Origin of the sequence: Biformimicrobium ophioploci (assembly GCF_030270605.1) — a bacterium.
Classification (GTDB): Bacteria; Pseudomonadota; Gammaproteobacteria; order Pseudomonadales; family Cellvibrionaceae; genus Biformimicrobium; species Biformimicrobium ophioploci.
This window is the reverse complement of record NZ_BSYJ01000006.1, coordinates 255,781-274,388: the sequence shown is the minus strand read 5'-3', so window position 1 is coordinate 274,388 and position 18,608 is coordinate 255,781. Positions and strand designations below refer to the sequence as shown.

The 18,608-nt window shown below is 58.5% G+C and carries 18 protein-coding genes and 1 other RNA gene; 7 read left to right on the top strand and 12 right to left on the bottom strand.

What is annotated here, in order from left to right; genetic code table 11:
* Nucleotides 1-253 precede the first annotated feature (253 nt).
* From QSJ80_RS14390 to QSJ80_RS14375, 4 genes are all read right to left on the bottom strand, one after another.
* A complete protein-coding gene (locus tag QSJ80_RS14390) occupies nt 254-937 on the bottom strand; it encodes a hypothetical protein (RefSeq protein ID WP_285765167.1) in 684 nt (227 codons plus the stop codon).
* Nucleotides 938-1,026: 89 nt separating this feature from the next.
* Complete coding sequence (gene arsJ / locus QSJ80_RS14385) at nt 1,027-2,229, bottom strand: organoarsenical effux MFS transporter ArsJ (protein ID WP_285765166.1); 1,203 nt, start codon at nt 2,227-2,229, stop codon at nt 1,027-1,029.
* The gene (locus tag QSJ80_RS14380; RefSeq protein WP_285765165.1) at nt 2,229-3,233 is read right to left on the bottom strand and encodes an ArsJ-associated glyceraldehyde-3-phosphate dehydrogenase; all 1,005 of its coding nucleotides are present in this window, start codon (nt 3,231-3,233) and stop codon (nt 2,229-2,231) included. The genes arsJ and QSJ80_RS14380 overlap by 1 nt, the downstream gene beginning before the upstream one ends.
* A 92-nt stretch (nt 3,234-3,325) precedes the next feature.
* Complete coding sequence (locus QSJ80_RS14375) at nt 3,326-4,183, bottom strand: 6-carboxytetrahydropterin synthase (RefSeq protein ID WP_285765164.1); 858 nt, start codon at nt 4,181-4,183, stop codon at nt 3,326-3,328.
* A gap of 151 nt (nt 4,184-4,334) precedes the next feature.
* Between QSJ80_RS14375 and ffs the strand changes: the two genes are divergently transcribed.
* Both ffs and QSJ80_RS14365 read left to right on the top strand, forming a co-directional pair.
* Nucleotides 4,335-4,431, top strand: an RNA gene (ffs, locus tag QSJ80_RS14370) — signal recognition particle sRNA small type.
* A gap of 116 nt (nt 4,432-4,547) precedes the next feature.
* Complete coding sequence (locus QSJ80_RS14365; protein WP_285765163.1) at nt 4,548-6,410, top strand: M2 family metallopeptidase; 1,863 nt, start codon at nt 4,548-4,550, stop codon at nt 6,408-6,410.
* 92 nt (nt 6,411-6,502) lie between these two features.
* Here the strand turns inward: QSJ80_RS14365 and QSJ80_RS14360 are convergent, their stop codons facing one another.
* The 4 genes from QSJ80_RS14360 to purM form a co-directional block, all read right to left on the bottom strand.
* Nucleotides 6,503-7,951 carry an OmpP1/FadL family transporter gene (locus tag QSJ80_RS14360; protein ID WP_285765162.1) on the bottom strand — a complete coding sequence of 483 codons (1,449 nt, stop codon included), beginning with the start codon at nt 7,949-7,951 and terminating at the stop codon, nt 6,503-6,505.
* Between the two features lie 208 nt (nt 7,952-8,159).
* On the bottom strand, nt 8,160-8,882 hold the full coding sequence (locus QSJ80_RS14355; protein ID WP_285765161.1) for a DUF3108 domain-containing protein: 723 nt from the start codon (nt 8,880-8,882) through the stop codon (nt 8,160-8,162).
* Nucleotides 8,883-8,966: 84 nt separating this feature from the next.
* A complete protein-coding gene (gene purN / locus QSJ80_RS14350; protein ID WP_285765160.1) occupies nt 8,967-9,638 on the bottom strand; it encodes a phosphoribosylglycinamide formyltransferase in 672 nt (223 codons plus the stop codon).
* Complete coding sequence (gene purM, locus QSJ80_RS14345) at nt 9,635-10,678, bottom strand: phosphoribosylformylglycinamidine cyclo-ligase (RefSeq protein WP_285765159.1); 1,044 nt, start codon at nt 10,676-10,678, stop codon at nt 9,635-9,637. The genes purN and purM overlap by 4 nt, the downstream gene beginning before the upstream one ends.
* Nucleotides 10,679-10,970: 292 nt before the next feature.
* Here purM and QSJ80_RS14340 point away from each other — a divergent pair, with 292 nt between their 5' ends.
* Together QSJ80_RS14340 and hda are read left to right on the top strand one after the other, a co-directional pair.
* The gene (locus QSJ80_RS14340; RefSeq protein WP_285765158.1) at nt 10,971-12,065 is read left to right on the top strand and encodes a DUF2066 domain-containing protein; all 1,095 of its coding nucleotides are present in this window, start codon (nt 10,971-10,973) and stop codon (nt 12,063-12,065) included.
* A gap of 21 nt (nt 12,066-12,086) precedes the next feature.
* Nucleotides 12,087-12,806 carry a DnaA regulatory inactivator Hda gene (gene hda, locus QSJ80_RS14335; protein ID WP_285765157.1) on the top strand — a complete coding sequence of 240 codons (720 nt, stop codon included), beginning with the start codon at nt 12,087-12,089 and terminating at the stop codon, nt 12,804-12,806.
* 14 nt (nt 12,807-12,820) lie between these two features.
* Here hda and sppA read toward each other — a convergent pair whose 3' ends face one another.
* From sppA to arsC, 4 genes are read right to left on the bottom strand one after another with little or no spacing between them, the layout of a single operon-like run.
* Nucleotides 12,821-14,677, bottom strand: a complete 1,857-nt coding sequence (gene sppA, locus QSJ80_RS14330) for a signal peptide peptidase SppA (protein WP_285765156.1) — start codon at nt 14,675-14,677, stop codon at nt 12,821-12,823.
* 60 nt (nt 14,678-14,737) lie between these two features.
* Nucleotides 14,738-15,082 (bottom strand): DUF2069 domain-containing protein, encoded by a 345-nt coding sequence (locus QSJ80_RS14325; protein WP_285765155.1) that lies wholly within the window; start codon nt 15,080-15,082, stop codon nt 14,738-14,740.
* A gap of 12 nt (nt 15,083-15,094) precedes the next feature.
* A complete protein-coding gene (wrbA, locus tag QSJ80_RS14320; protein ID WP_285765154.1) occupies nt 15,095-15,691 on the bottom strand; it encodes an NAD(P)H:quinone oxidoreductase in 597 nt (198 codons plus the stop codon).
* A 3-nt stretch (nt 15,692-15,694) separates the two neighbouring features.
* The gene (arsC, locus tag QSJ80_RS14315) at nt 15,695-16,039 is read right to left on the bottom strand and encodes an arsenate reductase (glutaredoxin) (protein ID WP_285765153.1); all 345 of its coding nucleotides are present in this window, start codon (nt 16,037-16,039) and stop codon (nt 15,695-15,697) included.
* Between the two features lie 125 nt (nt 16,040-16,164).
* Between arsC and QSJ80_RS14310 the strand changes: the two genes are divergently transcribed.
* The 3 genes from QSJ80_RS14310 to QSJ80_RS14300 all read left to right on the top strand — a co-directional run bounded on the left by QSJ80_RS14310 (nt 16,165) and on the right by QSJ80_RS14300 (nt 18,542).
* A complete protein-coding gene (locus QSJ80_RS14310; protein ID WP_285765152.1) occupies nt 16,165-17,550 on the top strand; it encodes a YihY family inner membrane protein in 1,386 nt (461 codons plus the stop codon).
* Nucleotides 17,551-17,575: 25 nt separating this feature from the next.
* On the top strand, nt 17,576-17,956 hold the full coding sequence (locus tag QSJ80_RS14305; protein WP_285765151.1) for a TlpA disulfide reductase family protein: 381 nt from the start codon (nt 17,576-17,578) through the stop codon (nt 17,954-17,956).
* 127 nt (nt 17,957-18,083) lie between these two features.
* Complete coding sequence (locus QSJ80_RS14300) at nt 18,084-18,542, top strand: hypothetical protein (protein WP_285765150.1); 459 nt, start codon at nt 18,084-18,086, stop codon at nt 18,540-18,542.
* Nucleotides 18,543-18,608: the final 66 nt, after the last annotated feature.

Genomic DNA, 18,608 nt, shown 5'->3' with positions numbered 1-18,608 from the left:
CTTTCATTCCAAAAGCCCTGATCGCTAGCGCGGTCAGGGCTTTTTTCATTCCCGCCTGCCGATGACCTACCGCTGCGCGGTACGGTCATGGTGACTCGCTGCGCTCGGGGCTGCGCCCCGCCGTCGCAAGCTCCGGCGCCCAAACCAGCTACGCTGGTTAGTCAGGTTCCTCAGCTGGCGGATGCCGCATAGCGGCAGATCAGCGTAGGTCATCACTCCGCCGGACTTTTCACATCAACCCTCTACTAAACCGCTAGAAAGAAAAACGGTACCCCACGGAAAAATCGTGACTGACATAGCTGTCGGTTTTGAAGCGGTATCCGGTCGGGTCGTCCATCTGCCCACTATCTATTTCCCCGAGATCGGCATAGCGATAGCTGAATAGCCAGCTATTTCCGGATGCCAGGGTCTTCTGCCAGCCTATCTGCAGGTTCCAGGTCAGGTCGCGGACAGTATTTTTTTTATAAAACTTTACTTCACCAACCCCGCGGATCGGGACAAGCACGTCGCTCTCCGAGCGATTTCTAATTGTGCCGATGCCGACGCCGGCAAAAAAGCGGCCGCCGGTAAAAATCCCGATATCTTTCAATATATTCAGGGTGATGGATTGGCTGTTGAGGTTATTCATGTGCTTGGGGTAATAGCGCATGATCTCACCGTCGAGGTTCAGATCGAAACGATAGCGGTAAAGATATTCAAGCTCGTAGCGCCAGGTGTTTCGTTCGAGCCCGAGTGCAAAGCCGAGGGAGCTCACAGCATCGTCTTCGCCGTCATCGACCATGTCTCCGGCCGGTGTCGTCTCGACCTCATTCACACTGGTCCATGACTCCATGAATGCGGTGCCGAAATAGATGTCGCGCTCAGCAGCGAACGCGATAGCAGGCAGGAGGTTGCAAGCAAGGGTGGTAGCAAGCAAGAAACAGGCTGTACGCAGCATTGATCGAGGCCTCGATAGTCTGACCTATCAAAGCTAGTACAGCCGTACCTGATTATCGGAATTGCCGCGCCAAAAGTGGGGCCGTGATACTAGGCATGACGAAGCCGCTGTACTGATATGGCGGATATGAGGAGGAACCCTGCAGATACCCACAGGCACGCAGCCATACCGTATGACTGGTATAACCAGCCCGAGAGCAGGGTGCCGATGAGCCTGCCGCCGGCGTTGGCCATGTAATAAAAACCGATATCCAGGGAGGCGCCATCTGCCTTGGCACTGCGCACAATGAGGTAACTGTGCAGTGCGGAATTGATGGCGAACAGCACCCCGAACAGCGCCAGACCCCAGAGCAGGTAAGGGGCAGGGTCATCGGCATAGGTGAATGACAGCGCAATGCCGGCTGGCACGCACATCAATAGTGCTGCCCATCGCGCGGCGCCGTGGTCTGAGGCGGTGCTGTCATTACGAAGCCCCGTGATGCGGGGCGCCAATGCCTGCACTATGCCGTAGCCGATGATCCACGCAGCGAGAAATGCACTGGTCCTAGGGTGTCCCCAGCCGAGCTGGCTGCTGAGAAAGACTGGCAGGGCCACTACAAACCAGACGTCCCGTGCACCAAAGAGGAAAAACCGTGCAGCGGACAGGATGTTAACGGTGCGACTGGTGGAAAAGATATGCGTGAACTTGGGCTTAGACTTGGCCTTGCCAATGTCACCTCGAAGGAACATTACGCTAAATAGCCACACGAGTGCCAGGGCGCTCGCCATGGTGATGACCGCACCGCGAAAGCCCAGCAGCGCGAGCAGGGCGCCACCCATAAAGAAGCCGATGCCCTTCAGTGTGTTTTTGGATCCGGTCAGCAGTGCTACCCAGCGGTATAGCTTGCTCTGTGCATTCTCAGGGACCAGGAACTTGATCGCACTCTTGGCACTCATCTTGTTCAGGTCTTTGGCGATGCCGGAGAGGGCCTGCGCGGCCATGACCCAGGGAATACTGAGCATGGTATCCGGCACCGCCAGCATCAGCAGGGCGGCGACCTGCAAGGCCAAACCGATATTCATGGTCCGGTTCAGGCCCAGTCGAGCACCCAACCAGCCACCAACCAGGTTGGTGACCACGCCAAAGAATTCGTAAAAGATAAACAGCAGGGCAATCTCGAGTGGCTTGTACCCGAGCTCGTGAAAATAGAGCACCACCAACATGCGCAGAGCGCCGTCAGTAAGGGTGAATGCCCAGTAGTTACCGGTTACCAGCAGGTACTGGCGGATGGCCGGTGAGAGCTGTGCCAGCATTAACCGGCTTTGCCGACCAGCTCCGCCAATTCGACGGTGCGATTGATATAGCCCCACTCATTGTCGTACCAGGCGTAGATTTTTACCTGGGTGTCGTTGATGACCATGGTGGAGGGCGCGTCGATGATGCTGGAACGGGGGTCGGTACGATAATCGACAGAGACCAGCGGGCGGGTCTCGTAGCCGAGCACGCCTTTCAATGGGCCGTTCGCGGCCTCTGCCAGTGCGGCATTGACGCTTTCGGCATCGGTGGCATTCTCCACCTCGAACACACAATCGGTCAGTGAAGCATTTGCCAGCGGCACCCGAACGGCGTGCCCGTTCAGGCGTCCGCTGAGCTCCGGAAAAATCTGCGTGATCGCCTTGGCGGAACCGGTCGTCGTGGGAATCAGATTGTCCCCGCAGGCCCGCGCACGGCGAGGATTCTTGTGGGCGCCGTCGAGAATGGTCTGGGTATTGGTCAGGCAATGAATGGTCGTCATGCTGCCGTGCCTGATACCGAAGTTTTCCTGTATCACCTTCACCACTGGCGCAAGGCAGTTGGTCGTACAGGATGCAGCGGTAACGATCGGGTGCTTTGCCGGTTCAAACAGGTGCTGGTTCACACCCATGACGACATTGAGCACGCCAGCGTCCTTGACGGGTGCAGTAACCACGACGCGTTTTACGCTCTGATCCAGGTACGCCTGTAATTCTGCCGCAGTCTTGAACTTGCCGGACGCCTCAATGACGAGGTCGCAGCCGGACCAATCAGTTTCGGAGATGTTGTTGTTGCGGGTAAATGCCAGCTCACGGCCGTCGACCGTGATGGAATCGCTATCGGCACTGATGTCATGGCCCCAGTGGCCGTGCACAGAGTCGAACTCCAGCAAGTGCGCAAATACTTCGGCCGACCCGGAAGGGTCGTTTATCTGGACAAATTCCAACTCTGGGTTGCCCCAACCGGCACGCAGAGCCAGTTTCCCCATGCGGCCGAATCCGTTGATGCCGACTTTCAATGCCATGTTCAGATACCTTTTCCCGGGTCTTTATTGCTTATTTGACGATGACAGAATTGTGACTGCGAAATATTGCCGCAAGATTACCGGAGCGAAATTTACTGTTCCGGTTTGTGAGAGGTCGCTATTGCGCCTTTGCCGAGCCCCTCAAAAGCCCGCACACGCACGGTGCGACCCGGATGCTGCTCGGCAATGCGATCGGCAATGTACTGTGCCAGGTGTTCAACCGTGGAGTCCGTATCAATCAGTTCACACATGCGCGCGGGGATGCTGAGGGAAAAGTCACCCTGCTGGGCAACATAGGCAAATTCGAACTGTGTCGCGGTTTCATCGTTACCAAGATCTTCGCGCGTACCCAGATAAATATCCTGCCAGCGCTGGGCCCAGCGGGATTCTTCCGCCCCTGAGCGCATATCGTCGAGGAAGACTTCAATACGCGATCGGTGACCGTGGGCGATACGCTGGCAGTTGCCAGCGTGCTTCTTCAGGCCGTGGCTGTAATGATAGAAAGCGCCGTCAATCGGTTCACAGGTAAAGCGCAATTCGAGACGTTCGACCTGTGTTGGGAACTCATTTGCGAGTTGCGTCACGGCCCAGCGTGCGACCGAGTCTTCGGTAATCCGCGGGGCGTCAACCAGCGCAAATGCCTGTCGGGGGCCTTTCACGACAATGGTCTCGCCAGACCCGAGTCGCCATTCCAGTTTTACGGCATCGTCGCTGTCTTGGGTGAGTTGTAGTTCCGGCGCCTGCAGCGGAACGAGCAGGCGATGATCGATTTCCTCGTCCAGCCAGCTGCGCAGGGTTTTCTTCACGACTCCGAAGTCACAGACCATTCCCTGGCTATCCAGCGCACCGTCCAGTGTGGCGTGCGCCAGCCAGGTTTCTCCTACGATGCCCCTGTCGGGATCGAGAAAGCTGAAGTCAACATTGATCAGGTTATCGACAAATAAGTGCATGGCGCGGGGTTACTTTCGGACGTTTGGCTAAGGGTTGGGTAATGACTATTCAGGCCGCATTATACTCTTATCTGGGCACTTGCGTTTAGGTGCCATTGTCAGGATAATGCGCCGCTCCTGCAGCATTGATGCAGGTTCTCGATGGTGGCCTCTCCGGTCCCCTCGCAATGAACAGCTGTGAACTCCGCCAGGCCCGGAAGGGAGCAACGGTAGCAGTGGTATCATGTGCCGAGGGTGTGCTGGTTAGGCCGCCACCCAAACCTTCCCTGCTTTCGTCTCCTGTTCTCTTCGCCATTCGATTCCTCGTTTGTGTTATAAACTCCGGGTCACTGCCGACCAATTGGCCGGAATAACGAGGAAAATAATGAAAAAACTGGTAATTGCCCTGGGCGCTGCCGCAGCCCTGACTGCCTGTGCCCCGGAACAGGAATCCACTACCACCAGCGCGCCGCAGGCCGCAGCTGCCAACTCCGCTCAGGAAGGTGCAAAACCGACAGCCGCGGATGCCAAGGCATTTCTTGAAGCTGCGGAAAAGTCTCTGAAGGATATTGGTATCGAGGGTGCGCACGCCGCATGGGTGGCCCAGACCTATATCAATATCGACAGTCAGTTTATTGAGGCCAAGGTTTCGGAGCGAGGCACCGCGCTCGCGGTCAAGCTTGCCGCCGAGGCTGCCCGGTTTGACAGCCTGGATCTGGACGCGGAAACACGCCGCAAGCTGGACAAGCTCAAGCAGGTACTGGTGATTCCAGCACCGCAGGACGAAGCGATGACTGCAGAGCTGGCCGATATCATGTCGAAGCTGACCGGTATGTACGGCGCGGGCAAATACTGCAGTGGGGAAGGGGATGCGCAGAAGTGCTATTCCCTCACTGACATGACCGCCATTATGGCGAAAGATCGCGAACCGGAATTGTTAAAGGAACTGTGGGTGGGCTGGCGCAAGGTTTCTCCCCCAATGCGCCCGCTTTACCAGCGTCAGGTGGAAATCGGCAATGCCGGCGCGCAGGAACTCGGTTACGACAACCTGAGTGTTTTCTGGCGCTCCAAGTACGATATGGAACCGGATGCTTTTGCTGCCGATGTGGATGCGCAGTGGAATAAAGTCAAGCCGCTGTACGATGCGCTGCATTGCGCTGTGCGCGATGGGCTCAACAAACACTACGGGGACGATGTTGTGCCGGCAGACGGCAAGATCCCCGCGCACCTGCTCGGCAACATGTGGGCGCAGACCTGGGGTAACGTTTATGACCTGGTGAAGCCGGAAGGTGCTGAAGCGCCCTACGACCTGACGGCGCTGATTGAAAAAGCCGGCATGGACGAGATGGAAATGGTCCGTACCGGAGAGAAATTCTTTACCTCGCTGGGCTTCGAGCCTCTGCCGGAAACTTTCTGGGAGCGCTCGCAGTTCTCCAAGCCGCGCGACCGTGAAGTGGTGTGCCATGCCAGCGCCTGGAACCTGGATTACAAGGACGACCTGCGCATCAAGATGTGTATCCAGAAGACCGGGGAAGAGTTCAACACCGTCCACCATGAACTTGGCCACAATTTCTACCAGCGCGCCTATAACCAGCAACCGATCCTGTTCCAGGGTAGCGCCAACGATGGCTTCCACGAGGCGGTCGGCGATACCGTGGCGTTGTCCATTACACCCAAGTACCTGATGGAAATTGGTTTGCTCAATGAGGAGCCGGGTGCAGACAAGGACATCGGTTACCTGATGCAGATGGCGCTGGACAAGATCGCCTTCCTGCCGTTCGGTCTACTGGTGGACAAGTGGCGCTGGCAGGTCTTTAACGGTGAGGTTTCCCCGGAAGATTACAACAAGGCCTGGTGGGCTCTGCGTGAAAAGTACCAGGGCATTGAAGCTCCGGTAGAGCGCACCGAAGCGGACTTTGATCCGGGTGCCAAATACCATATCCCGGGCAATACACCGTACACGCGTTATTTCCTGGCATTCATCCAGCAGTTCCAGTTCCACCGTGCATTGTGTGAGACAGCGGGCTTTGAGGGGCCGCTGCATCGCTGTTCGATCTATAGCAATGATGCGGCTGGCGAGAGGCTGCGTGCGATGATGGAAATGGGCAGCAGCCAGCCATGGCAGGATGCGATGGAAGCTCTGACCGGTCAGCGTGAGCTCGATGCTTCTGCGATCATCGATTACTTCCAGCCGTTAATGACTTACCTGGAGGAGCAGAACAAGGGGCGCAACTGCGGTTGGGAATAACAGGGATTGATTGGAAGCGGGCGTCAAAAAAGTTCCCGTTAACAAAAGAGCCGGGCGATGCCCGGCTCTTTTGTTTGCGCGATTTGTATCGCCTAGAAGGTGTAATTGAAGTTGACGCCGAACAGCCACGCTTCGGTTTCGGTGGTGCCACCATCAAAGCGCGTGGTGCCACTGACACCGGGCTGGTTTACCGGGTCCACCGGGAAGCTGAATTCCTCGATGACGGATTCATCGTCACCCCACAGGTAGCTGAAGCCGGCATCGATACTGAAATTTTGGTCCCAGCGATAGGTGCCGCCGAAGGATACCCACCAGCGATCAGTATCCGGAATCGACAGCGTCCGGTAGGAGATATCACTCAGGTCCCCAAGGCTCTCGGCGGACCGCAGTCCAGCCTGTGCGGTGCCTTCATCCCAGGCAAAACCCGCACGCCAGGTCACTTCGGGGCAGGGGTACCACTCGAGGCCGAAGCTTGCGCGCCAGTTGCTCTCGAAATCCTCTTCCTTAAGCGTCAGCTCCTCGATCACGATACGCTCGCCGGTAACCGGGTTGTTTACCTGGGTGCGCACATCGCTCAGGACCAGTTCCTGAAAGTCATCCCACTCGGTGTACATGACGCCTGCGGCGAAGCCCCACTCGTCATTGAAGCGGTGGTAGAAACCCAGTTCCCAGATGCCTGGTATGTCGATGGTAAGGTCAGCGCTGGCCAGGTCGATCAGGCTGTTGAGGTCTGACCTGATATCGCCATCCGCTTCAAAATCGAAGCCGTCCTGATAGCTGAAGCCAAGGCGGCTGTGCTCGTCGAACTGCCAGAGGAAGCCGATGGTCCAACTGAAATCCCAGTCGCCATCGTTCTCGTAGTCAAGGATACGTTCGCCACCACTGAACCCGCCCTGGGTGAAGAAGGGGTTAGCATCATTGAACGGAACCGAGGTGCGGAATTCGCCTTCACCGTAAAGTGCATTCAGCGACAGGCCGACAGAAAAGTTGTCCCAGCTGTAGGCGATGGACGGCGCCAGGTTGACCGCCAGAATCGAGGCCTTATCGGCGACTTCAAGCGCACCAAAACCGCTTGAGAAGTCGGATTCCAGACCGTAGTTGGAGAAAGCACCGAAGCCCCAGGTCCAGCAATCGTCGATGCGGCCCGCGATGGAAAAGTTGGGGACGAAGGCGTCGGTCACATAGTCGCTGCCGCTGGTAATAAATGGCTCATAGCCGGGCACCAGCGCACCGAGTGGCACGCGGTTGACGCCGTTTTCGGTTTCAAAATCCAGGAAGTGGCTGACTTCGCCGCGGGCCGAGATGTTCGGGTTGACGTAATTGAATCCGCCGGAAATGGCGATGTCTTCAAATAGCGCAGAGCCCGCCGGGTTGCGAATCACGATGGCCGCGGTGTCGCCAATGGTGTTTTCCGCGGCGAAGGCGCGTCCCAGTCCCGCGGAGCTGTGCTCCTGCAACTGGAACCCCGCAGCCAGGGTGTGGCAGGAGACAGCGCTGATCGCGGCTGCCAGAATAGCGCGTTGCATGGTTTTGGCTTTCATGGGTAACTCCTCTCCATAAAGCGAATTGGCCCGCCACCGAGCAATAATGTGCTCGTTGGCACCATGACACACAGACTAGCAGTCCCGAAAAACAGGAATGTGTGGTTCGGCGACTAATTAGTAAATTGGTTCCAGTTTTGACCGGCGGCGAATTTGGAAGTGCTTTGCGGGGCAGGGCGCGGCACCGGGCCGCGCAGGGCGTGCAGATTTACTCTTCAGGGACCTTGCGGCCGTTGTGGGTCAGGCTGGAGAGTGTGATGGAATAGAGTTTGCCGTTTTCCTCGCGCTGGTGCAGTTTGACCAGTGCATAACCCCATTCGGGGGCAAACCAGATGGTTGTGCGGCGCTTGGAGTCCCCTTCGCGGATGCGGGCAACCTTGACGGCCTTGATTTTGCCCAGCGGGGTCTTGACGACTTCCTCGCCCAGTTTCTCGAACCGGTATTGCTTGACGCCGCGCCGGTCGGCGACGTTGTAGCTCATGGCGGTCTTGCCCGCCGCCAGGTCCCGCGCCAGTTGCAATTGAATACTGAGCTTGTCCTGTGTGCCGACGGGAATATTGTCCCGACTGCGTGAAGGGTCGCCAATGTTTCTGAGGGTCCTCGCATGATGGTCGATTTCGAGTACCAGGTGCCGGTCTTTGCCAAGGCCGGTGCGGTGGTATTCGTAGCGAGTCGGCACGAGGCCCTCGTCGCTGCCGGCAAGCTCGGAGGATTCGGCGATTTTTGCAAAAAAGGATTTTGCCGTGAAATCCAGGGCCCAGCCGTCTTGCTTGCGGGCAAGTTCGCGGGTAGCGGTAACGTCAAAGCGGCCGTATTTGGCGGTATAGGTCGCGGTGAAAGGCTCCAGCCGGAAAGGCTCTTCTGCCGATGCCGACAGTGGCTGCAGCAGCAGTAATAGCGCGACGCTAGCAATCAGGTTTTTGAGTGGCACTGAAAATCCCTCGTCCTGAGCCTCTTTTCATTATGGAGTGTTTTTATCGGTGCAGGTTCCCCGCTTTTCCATAATGCGAAAATGTCAGCCCTCGGTAAAGGCCCTGCCGGTCGGCGGCAGAAGTGTCCCGTCGAGGGTACATCCGTCGTCACGCATTGCCAGTCTGCCGCGCGCGAACCAGTCCACTGCCAGGGGATAAATCAAGTGTTCCTGCACATGTACGCGCTCTGCAAGCGCATCCGCGGTGTCCTTTTCGAGTACCGGTACCGTTGCCTGCAACACTGGCGGGCCGCCGTCCAGCTCTTCGGTAACAAAATGCACTGTGACGCCATGTACCTTGTCGCCCGCGTCCAGAGCACGCTGGTGCGTGTTCAGGCCCTGGTATTTTGGCAGCAGGGAGGGATGGATGTTGAGCATGCGGCCGCTGTAGTGCTGAACGAAGCCGGGGGTGAGGATGCGCATAAAGCCGGCCAGCACCACCAGGTTTACTTCGTGCTGGTCGATGGCTGCCATCAGCGCGGCATCGAATGCCTCACGGGTATCGAAGCTGCGGTTCGGTACGACTTTAGTGGGTATGCCGGCCCGCCTCGCACGCTCAAGGCCGAATGCATCGGCCTTGTTACTGACCACCACAGCGATCTGCACGTGCTGTTCATTCTGAAAGCGGTCGATCAGTGCCTGCAGGTTGGAGCCATTGCCAGAAATCAGTACTGCAATGCGACAGGGAGTGATCCCGGTTTGCTCTTGCGCCGTCACGCCAGCTCAACCTGTTCCTCGCCGCCATCGGCCGGCATGATCTCACCGATGACGAAGGCGTCTTCGCCAGCCGCCTTCAGTTCTGCAAGGGCCGTGTCGGCTTCGTCCGCCGGAACACAGATCACCATGCCAACGCCACAGTTGAAGGTGCGGTACATTTCACGCGAGTCGATATTGCCCGCCTGCTGCAGCCAGCGGAAAACCTCCGGCATTTCCCAGCTGCCGGTATTGATCAGCGCTTTGCTGTTTTCCGGCAGTACGCGCGGCAGGTTTTCCAGCAGTCCGCCACCGGTGATGTGGGAAAGGGCGTTGACGGAAACTTTTTTCATCAGTGCCAGCAGGGACTTGACGTAGATGCGGGTCGGCTCCAGCAGCGCTTCGCCCAGTGGTTTGCCACCGAGGTCCTGTGACAGGTCGGCACCGGAAACCTCGATGACCTTGCGAATCAGGGAGTAGCCGTTGGAGTGGGGGCCGCTGGACGCCAGGGCGATCAGCTTGTCGCCGCCCTGTACCTTGCTGCCGTCGATGATTTCGGACTTTTCCACGACGCCAACACAGAAGCCTGCCAGGTCGTAGTCCTCGCCCTCGTACATGCCCGGCATCTCTGCGGTTTCGCCGCCAACCAGGGCCGCGCCGGCCAGCTCACAGCCGCGGCCAATGCCGGTGACCACGTCTGCCGCAACATCCACGTTGAGTTTTCCGGTGGCGTAATAGTCGAGGAAGAACAGCGGTTCGGCGCCTGCGACTATCAGGTCATTTACGCACATTGCGACCAAATCGATGCCGATGGTGTCATGCTTGCCGATGTCCATAGCCAGGCGCAGCTTGGTGCCGACACCATCGGTACCGGATACCAGTACCGGCTCCCGGTAACCCTTCGGCAACTCACACAGCGCGCCGAAACCACCGAGACCGCCCAGCACTTCGGGGCGAGTGGTGCGCTTGGCAACCCCCTTGATTCGATCGACCAGGGCGTTGCCAGCGTCGATATCGACTCCTGCGTCTTTGTAGCTGAGGGATTGGGGCTTGCTGTCGCTCATACTTGGACCTGTCTGGAAAACCGCATGAATAGGAGCCGCTTTCTGGCGACCCCATATTTTGGGCGCGTATTCTACCAGTGACCGCACGGTAGGACTATGCATAAAGCGGCTCGCCGGAGGTTTTACGGGTAAAAACCGTGAACTGGCGTTTATCCGCGATCGCCTGCGCTGATACAATGGCGTTCATTTTGTGGTGAGTGCCACCTGCGGGTGCCTGGAACCACGAGTCGAGTAATATCCGAATCATCGGGTACCAGAATCAAGAATAGCCATGTGCCGGGAGTGTGTTGGAATGCGGAAGATCGGATTGCTGGGGCGAAGCCTCCTCGCAGTGCTGGCTTTGGGCCTTGCTGTCTGGACCCCGGTGCAGGCCGAAATCCTGCCCGGAATGTACGAAGTGACCGAGATTGTTGCTTCCCGGGAAGCCTCCGAGCGCAGGGAGGCCAGCGGCAGGGCGCTCGGCCGAGTGCTGGTGCGGGTCACTGGTAATGCCGATGCAACCGCTAACCCGGAGGTGCAGGAAGTCCTGCGCCGCGCCGGGGATTACCTGCAGACTTACCACTACAGCAACGAAGCGGGCTCCCTCTACCTGAACCTCGGCTTTGAGCCGCAGGCCATCAACAGCCTCGTGCAGCGCCTCGGCTTGCCGCTGTGGCCAAACAACCGTCCGCGTACCCTGGTGTGGCTCGCGGCAGACACCCTGCGCGAAGGGCGCCACCTGGTAGACGAAACCCTGCACCCTGAATTTCTCGGTGCGCTCGAGGGCGTGGCACGCGAGCGTGGTCTTCCACTGGTTTTGCCGGCGCAGGATGGAGCCGACCTGCAGGCGTTCCATGTGGGCAGCCTGTGGGCATTGAACGAGCAGGTCGCACAGAGTGCCTCGGTGCGCTACGGCGCGGATGTGATCCTGATGGGGCGCCTGCTGGAGGCGACCGGTGGGCGCTGGCAGGCGAACTGGGTGCTGATGCACCAGGGCAGCAGCTTTGCATTTGATTCCCGTGGCAACTCGATGGAGGAAGTGGCTTCCGGTGGTATTTCGGGCGCGGTTGGTTTCCTGGCGCAGCGTTATGCCGTGCGCGCCAGCGGTCCGGGCAGCTCCGAGGCGCTGGTGTTGGAGTTGTCGGGCCTGAATGATTTTGATGATTACAGTCGCGCCAAAAAATACCTGCTGGACCTGGCGCAGGTAAAAAATGCTGTTGTGGCGTCTGTATACCGCGACCGGATGACGTTGTATCTCTACACCGTGGGCCAGCTGTCCAGCCTGCAGAACGCACTGGCGCTAGATCGCAAGCTCGCCCAGCAGGACGAAACCGGCCTGATGGACCTGAGCGGATACCGTGCGCCGCTGGGCAGCCCGGAAAATCCGCTGCGCTATCGTTGGCAATAAGCTTTACGGAATAACCCTTTGATGCGTGGTAACCAGCAGCCGCAACAACTCCCGCTCGGTGTCTCCGTGCGGGACCATGCCGATTTTTCCAACTTCTTCCTCGGACAGTCCGGGGCAAACCGCCAGTTGCTACAGCAACTGCAGGCGTTTGTGACTTCCGCCCAGGAACAGTTCCTGTTTATCTGGGGGGAACCGGGCAGTGGGGTGTCCCACTTGCTGCAGGCGGCCTGCAATGCCGCTGAAGAGGCGGACCAGTCGTCGCTCTACCTGCCACTGTCGGAGCTGGTGGGCGCGGATCCGCAGGAGCTCCTGGATGGGCTGGAGCGGATGGAAATCCTGTGTATCGATGACCTGCAGCTACTGGAGCACCGCCCGGACTGGCAGGAAGCCGTATTCCACCTCTACAACCGCATTCGCGATGCCGGTGGGCGCCTGCTCATTGGTGCGCATAATTCCCCGCGAGGTCTTGCGATTGAGCTTGCGGACCTGCGCTCACGCCTGCAGTGGGGTGTGACCTATCAGGTGGAGTCCCTGTCGGATGACGACAAGGTTGCGGCCTTGTGCGAACGCGCGCGCAAGCGCGGCTTTAACCTGCCGGAAGATGTTGCCCGGTACATCCTGTATCGATCGCCGCGGAACACCGCGGTACTGTTTGCCTGCCTGGAGCAGCTGGACAAGGCCTCCCTGATGGAGAAGCGCAGGCTGACCCTGCCATTCGTGAAGCAGGTTCTCGGAATCTGATCGCGCGCTGCCCGTCAGGGGGCAGCGCAGTCGAGGCAGCGTGCGTAGATTGCACGCGGGTCGTTAAAGGTCGACAGCAGGTGGCCGCTGGCCAGTGCAGGGTCGATATTTTGCAGCCAGGCCAGTAACGGCAGGTTCGCTTCTATTCTCGCGTCGACACCCTGGTTCAGGGTGCGCAGGAATTTTTCCAGCGCATTCAGGTCTCGCTCAATTTCCACCACCCGGTAATCCTCGAGCTCTGCAATCTGGGCAGCGTCTGCGATGGCTTCCTGCAGCCCGCCGAGTTCATCCACCAGGCCGAGCTGCTTCGCGTCGCGGCCGGTCCAGACCTGTCCCTGCGCAATCTTGTCGATCTCCTCTGGCGTGCTGTTGCGGGCTTCCGCCACCAGTGCCAGGAAGCGCGCATAGGTGTTTTCCACACCCTGTTGCAGCAGGGACTCGGCCATTGGGCTCAGCGGCCTGTCCAGGCGCATGGCGCCGGCCAGCTTGCTGGTACCGACGCCGTCGTTGTAGATGCCGATGTGTTCCAGTGATTCTTCAAACGTCGGGAAAGCCCCGAACACGCCGATAGAGCCGGTAATGGTGCTGGGCGAGGCCCAGATTTTGTCGGCGCCGGCGGCAATCCAGTAACCGCCGGAGGCGGCCACGCTGCCCATGGACATGATGACAGGGATGCCATCGTTGCGCAGTGCCAGTACAGCCTGGCGAATTTCCTCGGAGGCAAAGGAGGAGCCGCCACCGCTGTCGATGCGCAGGACAACCGCGTTCACTTTTTCTTTTTGCGCCTTGTAAAGCCGCTGCACCAGGGTGGCGCTGCCGATCTGTCCGGGTGGCGCCTTGCCATCCACGATACTGCCGGAGGCCGTCACCAGGCCAATCTTGCCTTTCCTGGAGCGATCTTCGATCGAAGTCAGGCGTATGTGGCGGATATAGTTAATGGCTTCGATGGACTGGTAGCTGTCACCGTCCTTGTTCTTGCCGACTTCCTTCTGCAGCTTACTTACCACCTGCCGACGGTGACTCAGGTCATCGACCAGGCCGGCTGATTTTGCCGCTTCGGCCCAGCTTCCGGCATGGCTTTCGAGCTGCTGGGGCAGGGTATGGATAAACTTGTCGATGCTGTCGGCGGGCAGGTCGCGCAGGGTGGAAACATGTTCCGCGTACTCGGTCCACAGGGCGTTGAGCCAGCGCTGGTTGTTCTCCCTCGATGCCGGCGACATGTCGTCGCGCAGGAAGGGCTCGACAAAATCCTTGTAATCTCCCACCCGGAAAACATGAAAGTTGATTTTCAGTTTCTCCAGCGCAGATTTGTAGTAGTTGCGGAAAGCGCCGAAACCGGTCAGCAGTACCGAGCCCATCGGGTTGAGGTAGACCTGGTCGGCGTGGCTGGCGAGGTAATACTGGGACTGGGTGTAATTATCCGCGATCGCATAGATCGGCTTGCCGGACTTCTTGAATTTCTGCAGCGCCGCGCCGATTTCCTCAAGCTTGCTGAGGCTGCCGCCCACCATGCTGTCGAGTTCCATTACGATCGCATTGATGCGCGCGTCCCCGGCGGCATGGTCAATCGCATCAACCAGGTCTTTGACCCGGGTTTCAGTCTGTTGCGGCTCGGCGCCGAGCAGCAGCGGCAGGGTGCTCTGCTGGGTGAGTTCATCCACCAGTACACCGGATGGCGCAATGCGCAGTGCACCCTTGTCCGGGATGCGATAGGGATCTTCCTTGTCACCGAACAGTACACTGCCGATCAGCAGCAGGATCAGCAGGAATATCAGGTTTGCAAACAAGGTGCGCAGCCAGCCCAGCAAGTGCCAGATGCCACCAAAAAAGCGTCTTATCAAGCCCTTTTTAGGGCGATCCGATTCGGTCAACGTCCTGTTCTCCCGTTGTCAGGGCCATCCTGAACTGTAGCAGTGGTTCTGTTGTGGTGATTACTGCGCCAGTCGCTGCCAGCGCGCGCTCATCATGGATGAAACGAAAAGTACGCCACTTAGCAGCAAGAGTACACCGTGCTGCCATTGCCTGGTGGGCATGGCGAAGTCCACGATACCTGCAGTGACATATATCAGCAGGATAAAGCAGAGCCACAGGTAGCTGCGGTTGCTCTCCTTCAACAGGCCCGGCAACACCAGCAGCAGTGGTACCGCCTGTATCACCAGCAGGCGAACAGAGCCGCCATCAACGAAAAAGCTCCAGATCGCGAACAGGACAAACAGGCCGATATAACAGGCCCAGTTGATCTTTTTGGCGAGCGCATACTTCTGTGCAAATGTCATAGCGGGCTCCGGTTATTTGAGCTTGCCTGCCAGGGTGGCAAGGCGTGTTCCGAGTGCGCGGCACAGCCGGGATTCCTCTGCGGTTAGCGGGCGGGGCTCGCTGCTGCCTCCCCAGTGCGATGCACCATAGGGCGTGCCGCCGCTGCTGGTCTCCATCAGGTCCGCTTCACCGTAGGGAATGCCGGCAATAACCATACCGTGGTGCATCAGAGGCAGCATCATGGAGAGAAGGGTGGTTTCCTGGCCGCCGTGCAGGCTGCCGGTCGAGGTAAACGCGGCGGCGGGCTTGCCGGTGAGGCTGCCATCCAGCCACAGATCACTGGTCTGGTCGATGAAGTACTTGAGGGGTGCGGCCATATTGCCGAATCGGGTGGGGCTGCCCAGTATCAGGCCGGCACAACCGCGCAGGTCTTCCTTGGTGCAATAGGGCGCGCCGCTATCCGGTACCGGTGGCTCGGAAGCGTCGGTATCCGGTGAAACGGCGGGCACGGTTCGCTGGCGCGCCTCGTATCCAGCCGCTTCCACGCCCTGCGCAATCTCCGCTGCCATGGCGCGGGTAGATCCGCTGCGGCTAAAATACAGGATCAGGATATATTCAGTGCTGCTCATGGCTCAGATCAGGTCCAGTACGTTTTCCGGCGGGCGGCCGAGTACGGCCCTGTCACCCTTGACCACGATGGGCCGCTCAATCAGGCGCGGGTGTTCACACATCGCTGTGACCAGCTCCGCTTCCGACAGGGACTCGTCGGCGAGGTTCAATTCCTTGTACTCCGCTTCGCCCTTGCGCAGCAGCTTGCGTGCGGGGATGCCGAGTTTGTTCAGTATTTCACCGAGTTCGGTAGTGCTGGGCGGGTTTACAAGGTACAAAACTGTGTCAGGTGTCACACCATTTTCTTCAAGCAGTTGCAGAGTCTGGCGGGATTTGGAGCATTTGGGGTTGTGATAGATGGTCCACACGGTACGCTTGTCCCTGTTAGTGTTAAAAAAACTTATTCTAACCGTTAATAACTAGCAGGTCAGTGCAAAATGCCCGGCACCAATATTACAATCTCTGATTCACTTCCTGGGGAAAAGGGGCAGGCATGAAGGAACAGCTGGCGCGCTGGTGGCGCTTTATTAAATCGTTGTGGACTCTGTTCCGCGAAAAAAACTGCCAGCAAAGTGCCGCTGCCCTTACTTACATGACCCTGTTTGCGCTGGTTCCGCTGGTGACGGTCAGCTATGCGATGCTGTCACTGTTCCCCGATTTTGCGGACCTGCAGGCAAAGCTGCAGGAGCTGATCTTTGCCCATTTTGTGCCCGAGAGTGGGCGCGAAATTGAAGATTACCTGGCCGGCTTTTCCCAGCAGGCGCAGCGCCTGAGCGGCGCCGGCGTCGCAATGCTGCTGCTGACAGCCGGCTTGATGCTGCGCAATATCGAGCACACGTTCAACGCAATCTGGGACATCCCCCGCGGACGCAAAGGCGTCGCCAGCTTCCTGCTGTACTGGGCAATTCTCAGCCTGGGGCCGTTGCTGCTCGGGATGGGGCTGGCCAGCTCTACTTATCTGCTGTCCATGCAGTTCCTGGTCGAGGACCCGGAGAGCCTTGGCCTGATGAGCGGGATCCTCAAGTTCATGCCCTACGTGCTGACGACAGCCGCGTTTACGCTGCTGTTTGTTGCAGTACCCAATTGCCGGGTGCCGATCCGGCACGGCCTGGTGGGCGGCCTGATCGCTGCGCTGGCGTTTGAGGCGGCAAAAAATGCTTTCGGCACCATTGTCGCCAAGACTTCCCTGCAGGCAATCTATGGCGCTTTCGCTTTCGTGCCGCTGTTCCTGATCTGGGTCTACCTGATGTGGATCATCGTGTTGATCGGTGCTGTGCTGGTACGCACCTTGTCCGCCTACCATGCGGCGGCGCAGGGCCGCGACCACACCGATCTGGTTTCAGCCATGTCGGTGCTGTGGCGCATGTTCAGCAACCAGCAGAAGGGGCGACCCCTCAGTGAGCAGGACGTTTTCCGGGCAGGCATAAAACCCGCACAGTGGCGCCGGTTGCGGCAGATGCTGCAGAAGCGCAAAGTGATTGCGGCAACCGATAAGGGCGAATACCTCCTGGCAATGGACCTGAACAAGCTTTCCCTGTCGCAGCTCGGCGAGTGGATCAGTCCGTCCCTGGTCGGCCAGCACGCCAATGGCCGGCTGGCTGGCGAGGCCTGGTATGACGAGGTCTACCGGCGCTTTGCCAACGCAGAAAAGAAATCCCGCACCCAGCTCGATATCAGTCTGGACGCACTGTTCCGAGGCATTTATGCCGGGGAGCAGGAGCGGATCGCGAATGAAAAACAACAACAGGATCAAGCAGAGTCGTCAGCAGATGTTAAGAAATCAAAAGACAGGGCCTCTGGGAGTGGCTCCGGAAAAAAGCCGGTTGAGCAGGATGGTGGCGGCGTGGGCCGTCGTTTTTTCGTGCGCGCTACTGACTAGCGCCTGCGGCAACAGCGGCCCATCAATGCCGCTCCTGGATGGCGGTAACGTGCCTTTGCGTTCGCTGCAGGGGCAGGTGGTTCTGGTCAATTACTGGGCTGTCTGGTGCAAGCCCTGCCGGGAAGAGATTCCGGAGCTGAACCATTTCGCGGCCGAGCAGAAGGGTAATATTGCGGTATTCGGGGTCAATTTCGATGCGCCAGAGCCGGACAAAAACCGCGCGCAGGCAGAAAAACTCGGTATTGAGTTTCCGGTGCTGGCGGCTGATCCTGCAGCGCTGTGGCAACAGCCGCAGCCGCAAGTACTGCCCGCAACATTTGTGATCGACCGGCAGGGAAACTGGTCCAGGACGCTGTTTGGCCCGCAGACAGAAGAGACCCTCAAGGCTGCTGTTGCCGGCCTCTAGCCGGCAACAAATTTGCGAAATCATTTATTTCGCTGTCAACCAAACCCATCTGTCTCCGTTTTAACTGGTAAGCGCGCGGAAAAGCGCCGGGTGCCCCCGGCGCGCCAACCATAAAACGGAGACAAACATGAATTCACGGATTGTATTTACTGCTTTGAGCCTGGCGTACCTGATCAGCGCACCGGCGCTTGCGCAAGATGGCGAAAACCTCGCCGGGCACCTTGATCGCAAGGGAGACAGGATCGAGCAACATCTCGACAAAAAAGGCGACCGGATCGAAGCGCGCCTCGACAACAGGGGTGATCGCATAGAGCGCCACCTGGACAAAAAAGGCGACAGAATCAACGGCCGCCTTGATGCAGCCTCGGACAGGGCCAGTGAAAACGGTCGCGAAGGCCTCGCTGCGAAGCTGGACCGCAAGGGTGATCGAATCGATGCGCGCCTGGACAGGAAAGGCGACCGTGCTGACCGCAAACTGGATAAGAAAGGCGCGAAGGCAGATCGCCGCCTCGACCGGCGTGGCGCCAGGGCAGATCGCAAGCTGGATCGTAAAAGTCACAGGTTGCAGCGCCGTTCAGGTGGGTGAGGCCCTTCTGGGTGTGCCACGGTGAGATGTAAAACAGAATTGGTGCAAAATAATAAACGCTGGATA